Annotated in this window: 17 protein-coding genes and 2 pseudogenes; 7 read left to right on the top strand and 12 right to left on the bottom strand. The window is 66.2% G+C overall.

Features of this window, described 5'->3' with window-relative positions; genetic code table 11:
- Positions 1-285: 285 nt before the first annotated feature.
- Positions 286-678, bottom strand: a complete 393-nt coding sequence (locus G8760_RS26640) for a cobalamin-dependent protein (protein ID WP_166355890.1) — start codon at positions 676-678, stop codon at positions 286-288.
- A 389-nt stretch (positions 679-1,067) separates the two neighbouring features.
- Here G8760_RS26640 and G8760_RS26635 point away from each other — a divergent pair, with 389 nt between their 5' ends.
- Entirely contained in the window at positions 1,068-1,739 is a 672-nt protein-coding gene (locus G8760_RS26635) for a M23 family metallopeptidase (RefSeq protein WP_166355869.1), read from the top strand.
- A 331-nt stretch (positions 1,740-2,070) separates the two neighbouring features.
- Here G8760_RS26635 and G8760_RS26630 read toward each other — a convergent pair whose 3' ends face one another.
- The 7 genes and pseudogenes from G8760_RS26630 to metG form a co-directional block, all read right to left on the bottom strand.
- Positions 2,071-3,873 carry an ABC-F family ATP-binding cassette domain-containing protein gene (locus G8760_RS26630; RefSeq protein WP_166355868.1) on the bottom strand — a complete coding sequence of 601 codons (1,803 nt, stop codon included), beginning with the start codon at positions 3,871-3,873 and terminating at the stop codon, positions 2,071-2,073.
- A gap of 202 nt (positions 3,874-4,075) precedes the next feature.
- On the bottom strand, positions 4,076-4,978 hold the full coding sequence (locus G8760_RS26625; RefSeq protein WP_207782763.1) for a 4-(cytidine 5'-diphospho)-2-C-methyl-D-erythritol kinase: 903 nt from the start codon (positions 4,976-4,978) through the stop codon (positions 4,076-4,078).
- A 283-nt stretch (positions 4,979-5,261) separates the two neighbouring features.
- A complete protein-coding gene (rsmA, locus tag G8760_RS26620) occupies positions 5,262-6,134 on the bottom strand; it encodes a 16S rRNA (adenine(1518)-N(6)/adenine(1519)-N(6))-dimethyltransferase RsmA (protein WP_166355867.1) in 873 nt (290 codons plus the stop codon).
- A gap of 30 nt (positions 6,135-6,164) precedes the next feature.
- Positions 6,165-6,401, bottom strand: a pseudogene (locus tag G8760_RS31255) (transglycosylase family protein); the annotation flags it as partial.
- Positions 6,402-6,509: 108 nt separating this feature from the next.
- Positions 6,510-7,250 (bottom strand): annotated as a pseudogene (locus G8760_RS31250) (resuscitation-promoting factor); the annotation flags it as partial.
- Between the two features lie 330 nt (positions 7,251-7,580).
- Positions 7,581-8,465 carry a TatD family hydrolase gene (locus G8760_RS26610; protein WP_166355865.1) on the bottom strand — a complete coding sequence of 295 codons (885 nt, stop codon included), beginning with the start codon at positions 8,463-8,465 and terminating at the stop codon, positions 7,581-7,583.
- A 64-nt stretch (positions 8,466-8,529) separates the two neighbouring features.
- Positions 8,530-10,113, bottom strand: a complete 1,584-nt coding sequence (gene metG / locus G8760_RS26605; protein WP_166355864.1) for a methionine--tRNA ligase — start codon at positions 10,111-10,113, stop codon at positions 8,530-8,532.
- 166 nt (positions 10,114-10,279) lie between these two features.
- Here metG and G8760_RS26600 point away from each other — a divergent pair, with 166 nt between their 5' ends.
- The 3 genes from G8760_RS26600 to G8760_RS26590 all read left to right on the top strand — a co-directional run bounded on the left by G8760_RS26600 (position 10,280) and on the right by G8760_RS26590 (position 12,483).
- Complete coding sequence (locus tag G8760_RS26600) at positions 10,280-10,933, top strand: TetR/AcrR family transcriptional regulator (RefSeq protein ID WP_166355863.1); 654 nt, start codon at positions 10,280-10,282, stop codon at positions 10,931-10,933.
- Positions 10,934-10,938: 5 nt separating this feature from the next.
- Positions 10,939-11,382 carry a cupin domain-containing protein gene (locus G8760_RS26595; protein ID WP_166355862.1) on the top strand — a complete coding sequence of 148 codons (444 nt, stop codon included), beginning with the start codon at positions 10,939-10,941 and terminating at the stop codon, positions 11,380-11,382.
- Between the two features lie 144 nt (positions 11,383-11,526).
- Positions 11,527-12,483: a GNAT family N-acetyltransferase gene (locus G8760_RS26590; RefSeq protein WP_166355861.1), complete on the top strand. Its 957-nt coding sequence runs from the start codon at positions 11,527-11,529 to the stop codon at positions 12,481-12,483.
- Positions 12,484-12,514: 31 nt separating this feature from the next.
- On the opposite strand, the gene cydB is transcribed toward G8760_RS26590, so the two are convergent.
- On the bottom strand, positions 12,515-13,522 hold the full coding sequence (gene cydB / locus G8760_RS26585; protein WP_166355860.1) for a cytochrome d ubiquinol oxidase subunit II: 1,008 nt from the start codon (positions 13,520-13,522) through the stop codon (positions 12,515-12,517).
- 97 nt (positions 13,523-13,619) lie between these two features.
- Entirely contained in the window at positions 13,620-15,116 is a 1,497-nt protein-coding gene (locus G8760_RS26580) for a cytochrome ubiquinol oxidase subunit I (RefSeq protein WP_166355859.1), read from the bottom strand.
- A 190-nt stretch (positions 15,117-15,306) separates the two neighbouring features.
- Between G8760_RS26580 and G8760_RS26575 the strand changes: the two genes are divergently transcribed.
- From G8760_RS26575 to G8760_RS26565, 3 genes are all read left to right on the top strand, one after another.
- Positions 15,307-15,723 (top strand): BlaI/MecI/CopY family transcriptional regulator, encoded by a 417-nt coding sequence (locus tag G8760_RS26575; protein WP_166355888.1) that lies wholly within the window; start codon positions 15,307-15,309, stop codon positions 15,721-15,723.
- Complete coding sequence (locus G8760_RS26570; RefSeq protein ID WP_207782761.1) at positions 15,723-16,634, top strand: M56 family metallopeptidase; 912 nt, start codon at positions 15,723-15,725, stop codon at positions 16,632-16,634. The genes G8760_RS26575 and G8760_RS26570 overlap by 1 nt, the downstream gene beginning before the upstream one ends.
- Before the next feature lie 249 nt (positions 16,635-16,883).
- Complete coding sequence (locus G8760_RS26565; RefSeq protein WP_166355858.1) at positions 16,884-17,873, top strand: LLM class flavin-dependent oxidoreductase; 990 nt, start codon at positions 16,884-16,886, stop codon at positions 17,871-17,873.
- Positions 17,874-18,049: 176 nt separating this feature from the next.
- On the opposite strand, the gene G8760_RS26560 is transcribed toward G8760_RS26565, so the two are convergent.
- Positions 18,050-18,820 (bottom strand): RNA ligase family protein, encoded by a 771-nt coding sequence (locus tag G8760_RS26560; RefSeq protein ID WP_166355857.1) that lies wholly within the window; start codon positions 18,818-18,820, stop codon positions 18,050-18,052.
- Between the two features lie 177 nt (positions 18,821-18,997).
- Positions 18,998-19,360 carry an SDR family NAD(P)-dependent oxidoreductase gene (locus tag G8760_RS30440; protein WP_246222697.1) on the bottom strand — a complete coding sequence of 121 codons (363 nt, stop codon included), beginning with the start codon at positions 19,358-19,360 and terminating at the stop codon, positions 18,998-19,000.
- Positions 19,361-19,374 lie beyond the last annotated feature (14 nt).

The following is a 19,374-nucleotide window of genomic DNA, read 5'->3' as shown; positions in this document are numbered from 1 at the left end:
TCGATTGGAGACGGGACGGCCGGTAGGCGGGCCGGAACTGGTCTGTCCTGGTAACGGTTGTCGAGACACCGAGTCACCCCACTCGTGTAGACGGTGAGGCCATTACATCGGACAGGTCTAGACCTTTGATAGACCTACAGGTGCGCAACGATGAACAACGCACAAATGGGGAGTAATGGAGGGTCTGGCAAGCCAGACAACCGCCCTGGCCGCCAAAAAAGCGACCAGTTGGCCAGGCAGGACAGCATCGACCCCGGGCACCGGCACCCGGGGTCGATGTATCGGTCAGCTGGGTTGCGGAGACCGCAGGGTGTTGACCCAGTCGATGATCTCCTGCGTGCTGGCGCCCGGAGTGAAGATCTTCGCCACCCCGATCTCCGCAAGCAGCGGAATGTCGGCATCCGGGATGATGCCGCCACCGAACACGACGATGTCCGTGGCGTCTCGCTCGTTGAGCAGCTCCATGACCCGTTTGAACAGGGTCATGTGTGCACCCGAGAGAATCGACAGACCAATAGCCTGTGCGTCCTCCTGAATGGCAGCTTCCACCACCTGCTCGGGTGTCTGATGTAGCCCCGTGTACACGACCTCGACACCAGCGTCGCGTAACGCACGCGCGACGACCTTGGCCCCGCGATCGTGTCCATCCAACCCGGGCTTGGCGACGATGACACGCAGCGGGCGGCCGGATCCAGCCGTTATCGATTCCTCCACGTGTGCAGGCTATCCGAGGCGTGACCAGGAGCACTACATCGCAGCTACGAGAGCTATCCAACAATGTGACGAAGGTCACACGTCATAACGGCAACCAGACAAATGTGTCATAGCTCACAGCCGCAAGCGCGTCGCCGCAGGTCACAGGCAGGTCACGATCGAACTCGGCGGCCGCAACAGTCAACTACGCAGCACAGACGGCGACCGAAGTCCGTGGAGTCATTTGAGATGACGGCCACAGACCCGCTATGGTCCCCAGGTCCGTAGTCCCCGTCGGAAGGTTCAGAGGCGTGTCGCGACGCTCCGGTAACGGTCGTCACCGTCGCCGCAGGCACTTCACCGTCCCCTCCGTCGTGGGTTCGGTCACGGTCGCTGCCGCGGCATCTGGCGCATTGGCCATGTCCCCGGCATCGGGCTCTGACAACTTCGCCCAGCCTCTCGACGCGGTCCCCGAGCGGCCGCTCACCTCAGTGACCGACGCCGGCGCCCTCGACACCATCTCCGACGCTGGCCAGTCGCTGACGTCCGAGGCCAGCCAGACCGCCAACCGGGCCCACAGCGGCATCGTGGAGCAACAACGTCTGGATGCGGCCGAGGCCGCCGCCCGAGCCGAACGCGAAGCAAAACGCTGGGTCAGCCCCTTGACGGCCAACTATCGGATCACCGCAGGCTTTGGCTCCACCGGCCGAATGTGGTCCGCCGGGCACGAAGGTCTCGACCTCGCTGCGCCCCAAGGCTCGGAGGTTCGAGCGTTGTCCCGTGGTGAGATCATCTTCGCCGGCTGGGACGGACCATATGGGCAACGAGTTGCCATTCGGCATTGGGACGGCACCGTCAGCTGGTACGCCCACCTCTCCCGCATCGTTCAGGAGTCTGGCGCCGTCGAGCCCGGCACCGTCATCGGCCGAGTCGGCTCGACCGGCAACAGCACGGGCCCTCACCTGCACCTAGAGATCCGCCAGAACGGTGGCGACACTCCAGTCAACCCGCGGGCCTGGTTGGCCGAGCAAGGTCTTAATCTCTAACCTCTGAGCCCGCCTCGGCCTCTGGACCCACCTCGCCGGTGGTTGTTCGACTGCTCGTTCTCTTGGCACACCCTCCTGGCATACAGCTGCCCCTCGCCGGCCATTCACCCCGTTCTGCGTACCCCGTTGCGTCATCCACTATTCCCCCTCCTATAAGAAGAGCCACCACAGCCCGAGCTAATACATTCCGGCGTGGTGAAACACGTCACACCAACGCGCCACCCGCGGCCGAGCCCGCCGCGCGACCGTCGCACATACGACGAGGATGAGCTTCAGGCGGCTTCTTCAGGCGGAGCGCAACCATCGCCGGAAGGTGAGTAGGCAGCGAACGTCAGCCGACGAGTTCCGACAGCTCCAGCCACCGCTCTTCCAGCTGCGCGACTTCGGTCTCCAACCGCCGTAGTTCGTCGGTGTGGCGTTGCAGACCCTCGTAGTCGCTGTGATCGTGCTCGGCAAGGCGCTGATGCACCGTCTGGATGCTGCCCGTCAGCTTCTCCAACCGACGTTCGATGGCGCTGACCTCCTTCTGCGCGGCACGCCGCTCCGCGCCCGAAACACCAGGCTCTCCTTGAGTTGACGCCATCGGCGATTCCGCGCTGGACGAGACCGTCCTGGACCCCGAGGCAGGTTCCTGCTGACGGAGTCGGAGGTATTCCTCAACACCTCCCGGCACATGGCGCAACCGACCGTCGAGGATGGCATATTGCTGATCGGTGACCCGCTCCAACAGGTATCGGTCATGGGAGACCACGATCAGCGTTCCCGGCCAGGAATCCAGCAAGTCCTCCATCGCGGTGAGCATCTCAGCATCCACGTCATTCGTAGGCTCATCGAGGGCGATGAGGTTAGGTTCACTCAGCAGCAGCAGAAGAAGTTGCAGACGGCGCTTCTGGCCCCCGGAGAGGTCGTTAACTCGCGCGGAGAGGTGTTCGCGGGCGAACCCGAGGCGTTCGAGCAACTGGGCCGGCGTCAGGTCTTTGCCGTCGACCGCGAATGTGGTCTTGGTGCGGGCCAGCACCTCCCGCACCCGGTCACCTTGGATCTCGGCGAGTTGGGCGAACTGCTGATCCAGCACCCCGATCCGCACCGTCTTGCCCCGCTTGACCCTCCCTGAGGTGGGCTGGACGGTGCCGCAGATCAGCCCAAGCAGGGTCGACTTACCAGCACCGTTGGCGCCGAGGATGCCGGTGCGCTCACCGGGCGCTAGCCGCCACGTCACGTCCCGCAGCACCTCGCGGTCCCCAAAGCTCACCGACGCGCCCTCGAGGTCCACCACGTCCTTGCCCAGGCGGGCCACCGCCAGACGTTGCAGCTCGATCGGGTTTCGTACCGGAGGTACGTCCTCGATGAGCTGGTTGGCGGCATCGATGCGAAACTTGGGCTTGCTCGTGCGGGCCGGCGCTCCGCGGCGCAGCCAGGCCAGCTCCTTGCGCATGAGGTTCTGCCGCTTCGCCTCGGCCACGGCCGCCATCCGGTCTCGTTCGACCCGCTGGAGCACATAGGAGGCGTACCCGCCCTCGAACGGCTCCACGATCCCGTCGTGGACCTCCCACGTCTCGGTGCACACCTCGTCGAGGAACCACCGGTCGTGGGTAATGACCAACAGCCCGCCGGAGTTCTTCGCCCACCGGCCGCGGAGGTGCTCGGCCAGCCAGGCGACGCCTTCGACGTCCAGGTGGTTGGTCGGCTCGTCCAGGGCTATCAGGTCCCACTCGCCGACCAGAAGCGCAGCGAGCGCCACCCGACGGCGCTGCCCACCGCTCAGCTCGCCGATCTTCGCGTCCCACGGGATGTCCGAGGCAAGACCGCCGATGACGTCGCGGATGCGCGCATCACGAGCCCACTCGTGCTCCGGGCCATCGCCGACGATCGCGCGGCCGACGGTCTCCTCCGGGTTGAGGTCGTCCCGCTGATCCAGCACACCGAACCGCACTCCGCTGCGCCGGGTCACCCGACCGGCGTTCGGCTCGACGCGCCCCGACAACATGCCCATCAGGCTCGACTTACCGTCGCCGTTGCGACCGACGATCCCGATGCGGTCGCCCTCGTCGATGCCGAGTGTCACCGACTCGAACACCACCCGCGTCGGGTACTCCAGCCTGAGTCCTTCGGCTCCCAGCAGATGCACCGCCATCAGCGCACCTCCACCGGATCATCAGGTCGGCGACCGTCGGGATGCCCCTCGGCGAGAGAGACGGGCTCTAGATTGACCAGGTTGCGTGGCGCCATGACAGCAGAGAGTGTCTCACGCCTGACTGACAATCACATCGTCAGCCCGCCACCGTAGCTGGTCACATCGGCGCCGTCAGCGCACTGCCAGGTGCCGGGCCCAGCCGCTATGCCGGCAGCTGAGTCGGGGCGGCCGGACCGGCAACCGGTACCGCGGCGGTACATCCATCGAGCTGGCTCAAGGTCTCGGCGATGGCCCGCGCCCGCTCCGCGTCGCGGGCCAGGAACACACATGTTGGCCCGGAGCCGGAGACGATGCCGCCCAGGGCTCCCGCCCGTCGACCCACGTCCAACGTTTCGGTCAACGCAGGGTACAGATCCATCGCGGCCTCCTGCATGTCGTTGGCGAGCAGCGGAGCCAATGCGGCGGCATCTCCTGCCGCCACGGCCGCGACGGCCGCAGGATCAACCACGGGCGCCTCCGGCACCGCACCCACCTGCCGGAGCGCGTCCAGCCGTCGGAACACCGTCGGTGTCGACAACTGCCCGTCAGCCACCGCCAGGACCCAATGCAGCTCGCCAGGCACGTCGAGCGGCTGAAGTTGTTCACCTCGGCCAGTTCCAACGGCGGTACCGCCCAGGAGCGCGAACGGCACGTCGCTGCCCAGGGACGCGGCCAATTCCGCCAGGGCGCTCCGTGGCCACGACAAGCTCCAGAGCTGGTTGCACGCCAGTAGCGTGCCGGCCGCGTCCGCGCTGCCACCAGCCAGCCCGGCCGCCACCGGAATGTCCTTGCGGACCTTCAACCGCACATCGGCTGAGACGCCAGCCGCCTCGGCCAGCATATGGGCGGCCCGCACAGCGAGGTTCGAGTGGTCCAGCGGAACACCAGCTGTGTACCCGCCGGTCAGCTCCAGGGTGACACCTCCAGTAGCTGGCCGGGCCTGGACCTCGTCGAACAAGGAGACCGCGTGGAACAGCGAGGCCAGGCCGTGGAATCCATCAGACCGCAAGGGGCCGACCCGAAGCACGATGTTGATTTTTGCGGGGACCCGGACGATGACCTGCACAACAAGAGACAGTAGCGCGAGCGACGATCTACCCCGTTGCCCGGATCACGAGCGGAGTGTGGCCCGACGAAGCGGGGGTTGGGTACACCAATCGATCAACCCGACCGATCGTCGTCCGCTTCTCATTACGGTCGTCTGGTCAAAGGCAGCCTCAAGGAAGCTCGGCGTGGTGGTCGCTGACGGGTATAAGCACCCCGGCTCGGTGATCATTGCCGTCATCGTGTCGCCATAGCGACCGAGTCTTGCCGACGATCACGGGTGAGGCGACGTGAAACCGGGGCCCTCACCGGTCACGCTGGCGCGCGGCGGCGATGCGGACGAAGTCGCCGACGGCCAGCTGTTCTCCGCGGGCGGCCGGGTCGACCTGCGCCGCTCGGAGGATCCGCTCCGCCTCGGCCGCGGAGCCCGCCCAGCCGCTCAGGGCCCCGCGAAGTGTCTTGCGACGTTGCGCGAAGGCGGCGTCGACCACGGCGAACACATCCGCACGCGCGGCGCCCACGGGCGCCTCGCGCCGCTTGAGCAACACCAGCCCCGAATCGACGTTGGGCACCGGCCAGAACACCGTACGCCCCACCGCACCGGCCGGACGTACGTCGGCGTACCAGGCTGCCTTCACCGACGGCACCCCGTAGGTGCGCGAACCAGGGCCGGCGGCCAGCCGATCGGCAACCTCCTTCTGCACCATGACCAGGGCGTGGCGCAGGTTCGGCAGAATCTCCAACAGGTGCAGCAGCACGGGCACGGCGACGTTGTACGGCAGGTTGGCCACCAGGGCCGACGGTGGCGGGCCGGGCAACTCCAGCACCCGCAGCGCATCGGCGTGCACCACGTCCAGCCGATGGTGCAGCCCAGGTGCGTAATCGGCGACGGTGCCCGGCAGCGCCGCGGCCAGATTGGCGTCGATCTCCACCGCGACGACCCGCGCGACCTGCGGCAGCAGCGCCAGGGTGAGGGAGCCCAGCCCTGGCCCAACCTCCACGACGACGTCGTCCGTGTCTACCCCGGCGGTCCGCACGATCCGGCGTACGGTGTTCGGGTCGATCACGAAGTTCTGGCCCAGAGTCTTCGTGGGGCGCAAACCGAGATCCGCGGCCAGACGACGAACGTCCGCTGAACCCAGCAATCTGGGCTCAGCGGACGTGTCGTGGGTCGTCATGCCTCGAGCATAGGCCCGAGTGGATGGAGCCTAACCCGTGGGCAGCCCCAGCTTGCGCGAGCAAGCCGGCCAGTCGCCGTAGTGGCCCCTGGCGGCCCGGACCTTCTCGGCGATCCGGATCTGCTCGCCCTTGCTGTTCTCGTGCGGGTAGCCGCTGCCACCGTAGGCGCGCCAGGTCTGCAGCGAGAACTGCAGGCCACCGTAGTAGCCGTTGCCGGTGTTGATCGACCAGTTGCCGCCGGACTCGCACTGCGCCAGCCGGTCCCAGACGCCGCCGTCGACGTTGTCACCGCCGCCGCCGCCACCGCCGCCACCGCCGTTGTCGTCGTCCTTCTCCTCCTCGGGAGGCGGGGGCGGGGGCTCCTTGGTACCCACGAGGATGACCTCGTTGACCGGCTCGGCGAGGACCTCTTCGGAGATCGTCTCTTCCGACTCGAGTTCGCCGTCGATGTAGGTCTTCTCGACCTCGCGGACCAGGCGGCCCTGCTTCCCCTCGGTGTCAACCGAGGTCTTGCCCTTGTCCAGGGAGTCGTCGTTCTTGCGCGTGGTCTCGAAGTCGATGTCGATCTCGACCGTGTCGGTTTCGACCGACACTCGTTTGACCACCACGGTGTCCTCGTCGCCGAGTTTCGTGTCCAGGGTGGGTTCGACGATGTCGAGGTCACCAAGCTCGATGTCGAAGTCCGAGAGCGCCTCTCGGACCGTCAACGCGGTGGTGATCATCTCGCCTTCGTCGCCGTCGGCGATCAGCGTGATGTCTTTGGGGGTACGAACCTCGAAGTTCAGTCCGCCCCGACCGATGTCCAGCGATCGCGCCACCGACAGGTCGGCGCCCTCGTGCCGGATGTCGAGCTCGGACAGTGCTTCGTCGACAGAGAGTGCGGTGGTCCAGAAGGACTGGTCTTCGCCGTCGACATTGACGGTGATCTCACGGGCGTAACGGACAGTGATCTCGGTACCGTCCTCGATCTTGCTGTCCAGCGACGGGATGACCTCATCACGGGCCCCGACCTCGATGCCCTGACCGTCCAGCACGGACCCAACGCTATTGGCGAACGTGTGTACGGTCTCGGACTCGCCGTCGACGGTGAGGACGACGGCGTTGTTGAACGTCATGTAGGCGACGCCACCACCAACGAGGGCAGCGACAACGCTCGCGTTGATCGCGATCGTCTTGACGGACGGACGCACGATGCTCCTGCGGTTGAGCTTCCCGGGCACGGGGCAGGTGGCACAGCCTACTCGCCTCGCCTTTTGCCGTGCACAGGTGCGGCACGACAGCGGGCGCGACGCTTGGCCGCTTTGGTCGCCACCCGGAGCTTCCCCGACTCCGGCTAACAGTCACGGAACGGTAACGTACCTGGCGCAAAAGTCAAGCCCAACACCTCATGACCCGGCCGAGAACCCCGCACGTTAGCCGATTTGCCCCGGTTTGCGTGACGAGGATCACCATGTTCCGAAGGCCATCTCGGTGTTGTGCTGGATCGTGGAACACACGGCTTCGAGATCACGTCCTACCACCTCAGCAATGGCTCGAACGGTTAGTGGTACCAAGTACGACGCGTTCGGCCGCCCCCGGTGCGGGTGGGGCGTCAGGAAGGGCGCATCGGTCTCTACCAAGACGTGCTCCAATGGGACCGCCGCTAGCGCCTCCCGCAACGAGCCGGCGTTCTTGAACGTCACCGTTCCGGCAAAGGACAGGAACCAGCCCCGCCGAGCGCAGTATCTCGCCATCTCCGCGTCGCCGGAAAAACAGTGGAACACCACCCTCTCCGGCAGGTCCGCGTCCTCGAGCACGCGCAGAATGTCGCCGTGCGCGTCCCGGTCATGGATCACCAGAGCCAACTCTCGCCGCCGGGCGATCTCGATATGGCCCCGAAACGACTCCTCCTGGGCTGGGATGCCGTCCGGTCCGGTGCGGAAACGGTCCATACCGGTCTCACCAACTCCACGCACGATGTCGCCGGCGCCGGCCAATCGATCGATGCCGGCCAAGGCGTCGTCGAGCTCACCGTCGACGGCCAACCTCGGCGCCTCGTTGGGGTGCAACGCCACGGCGGCCACCACACTCGAGTAACGCCGGGCGAGGTCCACCGCGACGACGGACGACGGGAGGCTGACCCCCACCTGCACAATGCGGTTGACGCCTACGTCGGCCGCCGCGGCGATGGCCTGGTCGGGACCGAAGGTGTCGTCGTCCCCGCCGTCCCCGATGTCCAGGTGGCAGTGGGTGTCCGTGACCGGCAGCGGCAGCGGCTCCGGAGCCGGCGGACGTACCAGGTCTCGGCGCCGACCATCGTCTGTCGTGGCGGAACGTTGCATCCGGCTCATCACCTTCCGACCAGCCAGCCGTACTCGGTGCGGACGACATCCACCAGATCCTGCACGATTCTCATCACGAAACGTCAAGGCGAGGAAACAGCGCTTCCCCCTTGGTCACCGACGCTCCAGCGGCGAGTTGTCCCCACTGCCCGGCCTCAGCGACCGGCTGCCGCGCTAACTCCCCCAACGCCGGCTCGGCCCCCAAAGCGGCCCAGATCCGCGCACACGCCTTGGGCATGGCCGGGTTCAGGAGGACCGCGAGGACACGCAGCGCTTCAGCCGAGGAGTACAGGATCGTCGACAACCGTTCGCGTTGCGCCTCGTCCTTGGCGACCGCCCATGGCTGCTGCTCGGTGATATAGCCGTTGACGGCATCGACCAACGTCCATGCCGCGCCCAGCGCCTCATGCGGAGCGACCCGGTCCACAGCGGCGTCGGCATCGGCGACGGCCCGCGCGGCGACATTGGCCAACGCCACTTCGGCATCCGTCGGCTCTCCCTGAGCAGGGAGCACTCCGTCGAAATACTTCCCGACCATCGCCGACACCCGTGAAGCAAGGTTCCCCAACCCGTTCGCCAGCTCGGCCTGGTACCGGGCCGCGATGTCCTCCCACGAGAACGAGCCATCCTGGCCGAAGGCGATCGAACGCAAGAAGTAGTACCGGAAGGCATCGGAACCGAACGTGTCGATGATCTCGGCGGGCGCGATACCCGTGAGCCTGGATTTGCTCATCTTCTCACCGCCAACCAGCAACCAGCCGTGTGCGAATACCTGCTTGGGCAGCGGGACCCCAGCCGCCATCAGCATCGCGGGCCAGATAACGGCGTGAAAGCGCAGGATGTCCTTACCCACGAAGTGGATATCAGCCGGCCAGGTCCGTTTGAATCTCTCCTCATCGGAGCCGTAACCGACCGCCGTGGCGTAGTTGAGCAGAGCGTCGATCCACACATAGATCACGTGCGACTCGTCCCACGGCACCGTAATGCCCCAGTCGAACGTAGATCGGGAGATGGACAGGTCTTGCAGGCCCTGTTTGACGAAGCTGACAACCTCGTTCCTGGCGCTTTCCGGCTGGACGAAGTCTGGGTTCTCCGCGTAGTGCGCTAACAAACGATCCGCATAGGCCGACATCCGAAAGAAGTAGTTCTTCTCGGCCAGCATCTCGACCGGGCGCCCGTGAATCGAGCACAACTGCCGGCCCGCATACTCGCCGGTGCCGTCGACGAGGTCGGCGGGCTGCTTGTACTCCTCGCAGGCGACGCAGTAGGCCCCCTCGTAGGTGCCTTCGAAGATCTCACCCGCTTCGTGCAGAGTTTGCATGAACTCCTTCACCCGGTCGACGTGGCGCTGTTCGGTGGTCCGGATGAAATCGTCATTCGAGGCGTCGATGGTCTCCAGGACTGGCCGCCAGGCGGTTTCGACCAAGCGATCAGCCCAGCTCCGCGCGTCGACACCGTTGGCTTCGGCGGTCCGCAGCACCTTCTCGCCGTGCTCGTCGGTGCCGGTCAGAAACCAGACGTCTTCCTGTCGCTGCCGATGCCACCGGGCGATGAAATCGGTCACCACGGTGGTGTACGCGTGCCCGATATGAGGCGCGTCGTTGACATAGTAAATCGGCGTGGTGACGTAGAACGCGTTGTCGTCAGGCTCGGGCATGGCCTCGATCGTAGTCCTCCACGGTGTCACGTATCACCTGGGTTTGGATGCCGTGGCCAACTCCCACGACGACGCACATCCGTGCGGCCGCGGTCACCACGCGCGCCGTTGTGATCATGGGAAACGGCGAGCCCGTGACACTAGGGTTAACCAGGTGGAGGTAGACATGGCCGACATCGATTGCCCGCCGCCGCGGATGAGCGTGATGCTGTCGATGCCCGACCGGCCTCGGGCCGAACGTGCCGACGCTGCCCGCAACCGCCGGCTGCTTCTGGAGTCGGCCGCCAGCATTCTTCGAGACGAGGGCATCGCGGGGTTGTCGATGGAGGCGGTGGCTACCGCCGCCGGCGTCGGTATCGGGACCGTCTACCGACGCTTCGGTGACCTGTCCGGCCTGGCCTACGCACTACTGGACGAACGCGAGCAACAGTTCCAGTCCGAGTTCATGTTTGGTCCGCCGCCCCTCGGACCAGGCGCACCAGCCTCAGCCCGGCTGCGCGCCTACCTGTGCCGCTGTGTCGATCGTCTCACCGAGCAGGCCGAGATCCTCGCCAAAGCCGAGACGGGTTCGCAGCGCTACCGTACCGGCGCCTACCGGGTCCAGCGACATCATCTGATGATGCTGCTTCAGGAGATCGACCCCGAGCTAGATGCCGCGTATCTCGCCGAAGCCCTCATCGCCGTGTTGTCCGGCCGGCTCCACCTGCATCAGGTCGCCGACGAGGGCATGGCTCCGGAGCGGATCAAGACCGGCCTCGACCAACTCTTGCGGGGTATCCTCCGATCGTCTGCGCCCGCTGACGAAGGTGCACTACCCTGACGCCCATGCCTGCCGACAGCACCCGCCCGCTCCTGGCCGAGCAACTCGGGCTGGAGCCACATCCCGAAGGCGGCTGGTATCGCGAGACATGGCGATCCGATACCACTCTGTGGCCAGAGGGATACAACGGCAAACGAGCTACTGCCACGTGTATTTACTTTCTGCTCGCCCCCGGAGAGGAGTCCAGGTGGCACGTGGTCAAGTCAGCCGAGCTGTGGTTCTGGCACTCCGGTGGCCCGCTGCGGATCAAAGTGGGTGGCGACGGCGAGACACCTGATCTGAACCCCAGTACCGTCTTGCTCGGTCCCCGGATAGCAGCTGGCGAGTCACCCCAGGTGATCGTCCCAGCCGGGCACTGGCAGGCCGCGCAGCCAGCCACCGACCAGCCAGTCCTCGTCTCTTGCGTTGTCTCACCCGGCTTCGACTTCGCCGACTTCACCCTGCTCTGAACTGGTCGTTTAGCCTCGTCCAGCCCGGGATCATCGCCGGATCTCTGCCTTCAACTCCGACGATCGTTGCCACACTCCCGCCGGTAGGTGAGCCGTTGCCCAATCGTTGCGGCGCCCCGTCCCCGCTCCTGTTACCGTGCCGCGGTGACCACACCTTCGCCTGAGCAACTAGCGGCGGCTCACGCCGCGCGGTTGCGGCGGCTCGATCCGGTGTTGCCGGCGCCACCCGCGCTCACCCCCGATCAGGGCGCCATCTTGCTGACCGGGTCAGCGGGCACCTCATACGCGGCCGGCGTCAGCCGCGAACACCACGTCTCTCCGGACGACTTCGCATCGTGCTTCCAAACGTTACGGACGTTCTCTCTCGACGTCCGGCTGGACGGACCCGATCTCGCCGACACATTGAGCGCCCTCCTGACCGCGTGGCGTGCCTCTCTCGCCGGTATCGACCCGTGGGAAATCGAGACATCGGCCACGATCACCTGGCCGAGCCGGGACGTGGCAGCCGTCGAGACACTGGTGCGGTATGGGTTCGCCCCGATGGCCGACATCGCCGTCCGTGGACGTGTCGTCCCGCTGTCGGCCGAGGTAACCCCGGGCACGCAGATCCGCGAGGCCGGACCATCGGACGTGGAGGACGTCGTCGACCTTCAGTTGGAGGAGTTGCGATACGACGCGCAGCTCGGCACCTGCACCATCCGTCCGGGTACCGCGGCTGCCCTACGAACCAGGCTGACGAGCGCGCTCGACCGCCGGGACGGCACGATCTTGCTCGCCGACCACAACGACGAACCGGTGGGTCTGGTCATCATCGACCTTCCGCCGCGCACCGAGTGGATCACCAGCCGAGTTGGGGTTAGCCGTGCCGGGTACCTAGAGTGCCTGTCGGTCCGGGCCGGTCACCGGGGACGCGGCATCGGCCGGGCGCTCGTGGCAGTGGCACATGAGCGGTTCCGGGACGCCGCGGTCGACGTCATGCTGCTCCACCACGCGGTGACGAGTCCGCTGTCCGCTCCGTTCTGGCATGCCGCGGGTTATCGGCCGCTATGGACCCATTGGACGGCGCACCCCGGCACGTCGATGTTCACCGCGCCGCACTGATCATGCGCGGCTCAGCCCATGACCCCTGCCGTTAGGGGGACGGAATATGTTGCACGCCGATCCGCCGGCGGAACATCCAGTAGACCCACGTCTGGTACGCCACCACCAAGGGGACGAATGGCACCGCCACCCAGGTGATGACGGTCAACGTGTAGTCGCTGGATGCGGCGTTGGCGATGGTGAGTCCACCCACGTCCGTCGTCGATGGCAGCACGTTCGGGTACAGCGAGGCGAACAGCACGACACCGAAGAACACCATCGCCGTGAAACTCGCGGTAAACGCCCATCCTTCCGACCGCTGCACGATGGCGGCCCGTCCGGCGATCAGGGCCACTACCAACCCCACTCCGCCGAGCCACGCTAACCAGCTCATCGGCCCGCCGTCTCGGTCGAGCAGCGTCCAGCCCGCGAAACCGGCCGCCAATAGGGCCACGGGTGCGGCCAGCCGGCCGGCCAGGGCCCGGGCACGTAGCCGGATATCCCCCACCGTCTTCAGTGCGACGTAATGGGCGCCGTGCAACAGAGACAGCACAACCGTGACGGCGCCACCGAGCATCGTGTAGGGAGTGACGATGTCGGCCAGTCCTCCGGTGAAGTCGTGCCGGCCATCCAAGGGCAGGCCCTGCACGAACCCGGCCAGCAACACACCCCAGGTGAAGGCGGGGACCGCCGATCCCCAGAAGATCGCCCGGTCCCACCACCGACGCCACCGTTCGGTGTCGTGTTTCGCCCGGTACTCGAACGCCAAACCCCGGACGATCAAGGACATCAAGATCACCACGAGGGGTGCGTAGTATGCGGCCCACGCGGTGGCATACCACTCCGGAAAGGCGGCGAACGTCGCACCGACGGCGGTGATCATCCAGACCTCGTTGCCATCCCAGACGGGTCCGATGGTGTTGATGAGCACCCGCCGCTCGCGATCTCCCCGGGCGAAGCCGCGAGTCAACATGCCGACCCCGAAGTCGAACCCCTCCAGAGCGAGGTACCCGACCCACAACACGGCCACGAGCACGAACCACACGGTTGCCAGGTCCATCGTCAACGTCCTTCTCGTCGGTTGTGGTCGCGCCTGCTGGGTGGGCACGTCGGTTCGGCGACTGTCGGCACGACGGCGGTGACCATCGGGTGTCTCATCAGTAGGCGAAGGTGAGGGGCCGGTCGGCGGCGTCGTCATCGCCGGACCCCGCGGCGGCGTCGCCCGCACTGGAGCCGTCCTCGCCGGCTGAGCTGCGGCCCCAGCGAGCCTCAGCACTCACGTCCGGTAGGCCCGGTCTGGCGTGTTTGGCCAGCAACCACACCCAGAGCACCGTCAGACCGGCATAGAGCACGGTGAACGAGGCGAGGGTGGCGAACACACCGCCGGCGGTGGACCCCGGTGTCACCCCGGACGCGGTGGGCATGAGCCCGAACACAAGCCACGGTTGCCGGCCCATCTCGGTGAAGACCCACCCGAACGTGTTGGCGGCCAACGGCAAGAACGGCAGCACCACGGTAGCTCTCAATGCCCACACCGAGGTGGGCACCCGGCCTCGACGGGTCGACCACAACTGCCATGCCGCGATCGCCGCGGCCAGCCCGCCGAAACCGACCATCAGCCGGAACGTCCAATACGTGGCCGGGATGTTGGGGGTGTAGTCGCCTGGGCCGTAGAGCTGTTCGTATTCCTGTTGGATGTCGTTGATGCCTTGAACCTCACCCTGGAACGATCCGGTGGACAAGAACGACAACAGATACGGGATCTCGATCGAGTACAGGGCTTGGCTACCGTCCAGGCTCCCGACCGTGAACAGCGAGAACGGTGCGGGTTGCTGAGTGTCGTAGAGGGCTTCCGCGGCCGCCATCTTCATCGGCTGCACCTCGGTCATGACCTTTCCTTGCAGGTCACCGCTCACCGCTGCGCCGACTCCCCCGATCAGCACCGCCACCGCTCCGATCCGCAGGGCATGACGGAACGTGATGGCATCGCTTGGCGCGCCGGGCTCAGCCGCGGTGGGTTCCCGGCGTCCTTTGACGAGGTGCCACATCGCCACTCCGGCTACCACCGCGCCGCCCACCATGAATGCTGCGAAGATGGTGTGCGGGAAGGTGACGAGGGTGACCTTGTTGGTGAGCACCGCCCCGAAGTCGGTGAGTTCGGCCCGGCCGGCTTCCTCGTTGATCTCATAGCCGACGGGATTCTGCATGAACGAGTTGGCGGCCAAGATGAAGTAGGCCGATAGCAGGGTGGCGAACGCGGTGACCCAGATCGTCGCCAGGTGGATCTTCGGCGGGATGCGCCCCCAGCCAAAGATCCAGACCCCGACGAAGACCGACTCCAGATAGAAGGCCAGCAACGCCTCCATGGCTAGCGGAGCACCGAAGATGTCTCCAACGAAGCGGCTGAAGTCGCTCCAGTTGAGGCCGAACTGGAACTCCTGGACCAGACCGGTGACCACTCCGACGGCGAGGTTGATCAGTAGCAGCTTCCCGAAGAACTTCGTCAGCCGCAGCCAACGCTCGTCCTGGGTCCGCATCCACATCGTCTGCATGATCGCGACGAGAAACGCCATCGAGATGGTGAAAGGGACGAAGAAGTAGTGCACCACCGTGGTGATACCGAACTGCCATCTGGCGAGGTCGACAACGTCCATCTCCCGCTCTTCTCCGCTCCCACGACGACGGTGACCGTGCATCCGCACCTGGCCAATTACTACAGTACGTCGTAGATACTACATCGCGTCGTAGTTATCTACGACGCTAGGTCGTACTACGTGAGGTAGGTATGCTGTGGGTGTGGCACAAGGACGACGCGCGCACCTCGGCGAGCTGGAACGGGCCGTGATGGACTACCTCTGGTCACTCGCGCCCACCAACACCAACCACCCGACGGCACCAACCAACAGCGGTGCACCACCAGGCGAACCGGCCCCCACACCCCCTCAACGGGCCGCCACCGTCCGCGAGGTGCACGACGCGCTGGCACAGGCCCGAGACATCGCTTACACCACCGTCATGACGGTCCTCGATCGGCTGGCCAAGAAAGGTGCGGTCGAGCAGATCCGCGACGGCCGGGCGTACCTCTACCGGCCCGCGGTGACACTCGACGCACTCACCGCCGAGCTCATGCATGATGCCCTTGGCACCGTCGACGCCGAAAGCCGAGCATCCGCCCTGGTGCGCTTCGTCGACACCGCGTCCGCCGACGACGCCGCCGCATTGCGCGCCGCGCTAGCGAAGCTGGAACGTCGGGAATACTGATGCTGTCCGGACCCCTGCCCGTCACGGCCACGCCATTGATTCTCACCACCATGGCACTGGCGCTGGCTGGCCCAGCGCCCGCGTGGCTTGCCCGGGCGAAGTGGCCGCGCCGGGTCCCCCGAGCGGCCCTAGTGCTCTGGCAGGCTTTGACGTTGGCCGCCGTGTTATCAGCGCTCGGCGCCGGCGCATCGGTCGCCACCCTCGCCGTCCATGGCGACCAGCTCAATCTCGGCATGGTGCTCCTGCACGCAGCCGCCTTCGTCTTCACCTTAACCGTGCTGGCCCGCCTGCTGTGGGCGGCGCATACCCTCGGCACCAGCCTCCGCGCCCGGCGCCGTCGCCACCGACAGCTGGTCGACCTCCTGAGCCACATCGACCAACGTGCACCAGGCGCACGTATTCTCGACGCCCGTGAAACGTTCGCCTACTGCCTGCCCGGCCTGTCGTCTCGGCTGGTGATCTCGTCATCGGCGGTTGATGTCCTGGCCGACGACGAATTGCGTGCCGTTCTGGAACACGAGCGTGCCCATGCCCGCGCCCGGCACGACCTCGTCGTCGAGGGTTTCGCGGCGCTACACAGCGCGTTTCCGTGGTTCGGGCGGAGCCGAGCCGCGCTCGATGCCGCCTCCGGCCTCGTCGAGATGCTCGCCGACGACGCGGCCCGCCGCCGCACGGGCGCCCTTCCGCTCGGACGTGCGCTCGTCCGGCTCGCCGATGCGACGGTACCCGCCGGGACCCTCGGCTCAAGCGGCACGAGCCCGCTGGTCCGCATCCAGCGGCTGGCCGAGCCGGCTCCCACCACCCACCGGGGTTTTGCCGCCGCGGTCTACGTGGCTTCAATGGCGTTGATCATGGTGCCGACACTCACGGTGGCCACACCCTGGTTAGCCTACGTATCCGCGGGCATCTGATCACGAATACCCGCCCAGTGCTGCACCATCGTCGCCTGCAACCGCCCCGTCGCTGAGCGGAATCGTCGCGACCACCCTGACCGGCAAACGCCACGGTCGAGGCTTTGACCTCTGCGACGGCGCACGGCGTCTCACCGTCATAGAGGGCGATGAAATCACCGGCCAAGACCTGGCCGATGCTCCCAAGACAACCGGCCGGGGCCGGGCCAGGCTGGATCACACTAAGCACGACACAGGGAGGCTGCCCCCATGGCCAACAACACCGAAGCAGGCGAACTCAGCTGGGGGATCTTCGTCCCCCATGGAGGCGCCGGAGAGTTCACCGGATGGCCTGGGCCGGCTGCTTGGACCCGCATGCGGGAAAGCGCCGCGGACTTCGATGCTCTGGGATTCGACCATTTATGGGTCAGCGATCACCTCATGGCCTCCGGCACCGATCGGACCGGCCCCTTCTTCGAGGGCTATTCGACGCTGGCCGCGCTTACCCAAGTGACCACACATGCCCGATTGGGCGCACTCGTTACCTGCGCGTACTACCGCAACGCCGGCATGCTGGCGAAACAAGCGGCGAGTGTGGACGTCATGTCGGATGGGCGGCTGATCTTCGCCCTGGGCGGCGGCTGGGACGAAACCGAGTCACTCGCCTACGGTTATCCCTTCCCCACCCCGGGTGAACGAGTGGACACGTTCGCCGAGACCCTTGCGGCGGTCGCCCTCCTGTGGAGTGAGGATGTAGTGACGTTCAACGGATCCCACGTCCAGCTCCGGGGTGCGAGCTGCAATCCACGGCCGCTCCGCCGTCCTCCGGTGTGGACGGGAACCCACGGCCGACGTGGCCTACGAATCGCGGCCCAACACGCCGACGTCGCCAACTGGAATGTCGGGCTGAGCGACTTCCGGCGGCTGTCAGCGGAGCTGGCCAGAGCTTGCCGCGAGGTCGGCCGGAACCCGTCGTCGATCGATACCTCGGTGTTCCGGCTGGCCGAGCTCAGCGGTGACCCGAAATCCGTGGAACAGACCCTCGGGAAGATCGGCGTCCCGCCGGAGGCAATCCCGGGGCTCAGCCAAGACCACTTCATCGGTTCACCCGATCAGGTGGCGCCCAGAGTCCAGGAGTTCGTTGACGAAGGCGCCACGCACATCGTCATCATGTGTTTGGATTCTCCCTCAACGAATCTGTCGGCTGAGCGTTTCTATCATGGGGTCATTCCCCAGATTCGGCCGCGGATCACTCACTAGAGCGTTCAAGCCCCGGACAAGAGGAGGCTGGTGGTCACTCCTCTTGCCCGGGAGTCGGTGGCTCCGGCAACCCTGGGCACTTCCAGCACGTGAATGCGATGCCATCAGCGTGCCGGAAATAGGGTGTTCATCCCTTGAAAGCATAGGAGGTCCGCTGACATCGCCAGACAGCAACCTCACCGTGCCGACGGGAACGCAGCCAGAGCTCGCTCCTCGGTGCCCGGACATCGCCTATCCCGGATCGGCCGGACTACCAGGCCTGCCCGGGGGTGGCGGGCGGTCCCGCTAACGGTTTCGGCCCCGCAACTGAGCACCATCAACATCTGTTCGTCATAGGGCCCCGAGTAGAGCCGCGGAGCCAATGGCGGGGCACCTTCGATCTCCCCCATAACGTCGTCCAGTTCGTCGGGCTCAAGCCACCACGCCAGCGGCCCGGTCTCGACCCTGACGTCGAACACGGCGAACCCTGGCCGGTCCGCGGTGGCGTCCGCCCCGTAGCTGTAGGTCCGGCTGACATCGCCCCGCGACGCACCCACCCGCTCCGGCAAACCCGCACCATAGATCTCGCCGAAGATCCCCACCGTGTGTGCCTTCATCATGTTGGCGATCACATTGGCCACCCACGGAAGGTGATACGCCAGCACTGCCCGCCAGTGCAGTTCCCGCTCATCCATACGGATAGCACGGCCGAACCGGCCATGCTGCTTCGAGGAGACGAGGTCGCTGGTGCCGGAACGGGTATACAGGCACGTCTCACCCAGGATCTTCTCGGTTGCGACCACCAGTTCGCCTGGCTTGAACATGTTGCGGCGCCGACTTATGTCAGTGACCTCGGGCCACGGCAGTAGCGCCGGTGCCGGCTCGACTACGGCGGCCAAGGACAGCCGACCCTGTGCCCGGTCCGGGCCCGCGGTACCCGGTGTCGGGTTCACTCCACGTGTGCTCACGCAGAACAGCGTGGCAGGGCGAAAAACGAAACGATAGGTTCAAGCCCCCCTAGACTTAATCTTGGCGCACTACACACCGCCGCACCGCGGCGGGACGCGGCCCACCACCTGAACCCCAGCCATGACCAGTACGGACGCCCAGCGAATGAACGCCGGACCACAGGGTGTCGCGCGGCACTAGACGTCTGGCTCCCGGGCCAGTGCCGCCCGCCCACCGTCCACCGGGATCACCGCTCCGCTGATGAAGCTCGCCTGGTCGGACAGGAGATACACGATGGTGTCGGCGACTTCACCCGGACGCCCGACTCGCTCCAAGGCATGGAGCATGCCGGTCTCGTGCACCCATCCAGCACCACGTTCGGCCGCATCCTGCTCGAACCGTTCCACGGCGATGCTGCCGAGCGCCACCGCATTGGCCCGGATGCCGTGCTGGCCATAGTCGCCAGCGACGGCTCGGGTCAGGCCTTCGATGGCGGCCTTGGCCGTGGCGTATGGCAGACACCCGGGAAACCGGCCGCTGGGCCTGATGTGACGACACATTAACGATCGCCCCT

This window comes from Phytoactinopolyspora limicola (assembly GCF_011320225.1).
GTDB classification, from domain to species: domain Bacteria; phylum Actinomycetota; class Actinomycetes; order Jiangellales; family Jiangellaceae; genus Phytoactinopolyspora; species Phytoactinopolyspora limicola.
This window is presented reverse-complemented; position numbering and strand designations above follow the sequence as displayed.

Bases quoted from the DNA above. Each gene is read 5' to 3' on its own strand.
- G8760_RS26630 (WP_166355868.1), bottom strand. From the start codon at position 3,873: ATGGCGGTGCATCTGCTGGGAGCCGAAGGACTCAGGCTGGAGTACCCG.
- G8760_RS26575 (WP_166355888.1), top strand. From the start codon at position 15,307: ATGGACTACCTCTGGTCACTCGCGCCCACCAACACCAACCACCCGACG.
- G8760_RS26570 (WP_207782761.1), top strand. From the start codon at position 15,723: ATGCTGTCCGGACCCCTGCCCGTCACGGCCACGCCATTGATTCTCACC.
- G8760_RS26565 (WP_166355858.1), top strand. From the start codon at position 16,884: ATGGCCAACAACACCGAAGCAGGCGAACTCAGCTGGGGGATCTTCGTC.
- rsmA (WP_166355867.1), bottom strand. From the start codon at position 6,134: ATGACGACCCACGACACGTCCGCTGAGCCCAGATTGCTGGGTTCAGCG.
- metG (WP_166355864.1), bottom strand. From the start codon at position 10,113: ATGCCCGAGCCTGACGACAACGCGTTCTACGTCACCACGCCGATTTAC.
- G8760_RS26595 (WP_166355862.1), top strand. From the start codon at position 10,939: ATGCCTGCCGACAGCACCCGCCCGCTCCTGGCCGAGCAACTCGGGCTG.
- G8760_RS30440 (WP_246222697.1), bottom strand. From the start codon at position 19,360: ATGTGTCGTCACATCAGGCCCAGCGGCCGGTTTCCCGGGTGTCTGCCA.
- cydB (WP_166355860.1), bottom strand. From the start codon at position 13,522: ATGGACCTGGCAACCGTGTGGTTCGTGCTCGTGGCCGTGTTGTGGGTC.
- G8760_RS26580 (WP_166355859.1), bottom strand. From the start codon at position 15,116: ATGGACGTTGTCGACCTCGCCAGATGGCAGTTCGGTATCACCACGGTG.
- G8760_RS26610 (WP_166355865.1), bottom strand. From the start codon at position 8,465: ATGAGCCGGATGCAACGTTCCGCCACGACAGACGATGGTCGGCGCCGA.
- G8760_RS26600 (WP_166355863.1), top strand. From the start codon at position 10,280: ATGGCCGACATCGATTGCCCGCCGCCGCGGATGAGCGTGATGCTGTCG.